Origin of the sequence: Chroococcidiopsis sp. TS-821 (assembly GCF_002939305.1) — a bacterium.
Taxonomy (GTDB): Bacteria; Cyanobacteriota; Cyanobacteriia; order Cyanobacteriales; family Chroococcidiopsidaceae; genus Chroogloeocystis.
In genome coordinates this window covers 1-419 of record NZ_MVDI01000042.1, presented here as the reverse complement: position 1 = coordinate 419, position 419 = coordinate 1, and the positions used below count along the sequence as shown (strand labels likewise).

Annotated in this window: 1 pseudogene; it reads left to right on the top strand. The window is 37.0% G+C overall.

Features of this window, described 5'->3' with window-relative positions:
• Positions 1 to 17: 17 nt before the first annotated feature.
• Positions 18 to 320, top strand: a pseudogene (locus B1A85_RS25020) (NAD(P)-dependent oxidoreductase); the annotation flags it as partial.
• Positions 321 to 419 lie beyond the last annotated feature (99 nt).

The following is a 419-nucleotide window of genomic DNA, read 5'->3' as shown; positions in this document are numbered from 1 at the left end:
CGATAGAAAATTAATCGCGTTCTCTTGTCCTCGGTCAAGCACCCTTAACCGTAAACCAAGCTGTCGAAGAACTTTGTCGATATTTTAATAAAAAATTTTATTTTCGGATTCCGTTAACTTTGTCTCTAGCCAACGCGATCGTCGCCTTATTTCGCATTCAAATGGCAGCTTGGGATCGTTTTTGTTTAGACTACCGCCATTTTACGTATCGCAATGCTGTCAATCCAGCAACATTTGGTTTACCAAACTACTGCGCAACTCTCAGCGATGTCTTAAGAATTAGCGGTATTCCTGCTCGCAAAAGTTATGAAGGAACATAAATAGTTAATATTAAGTTTTGTGCTTTTATGGCTCAGCGACTTGATAACTCTTTTATCAAGAATTTAAAAATATCACACTTGTAAAATTAACTGTATAGT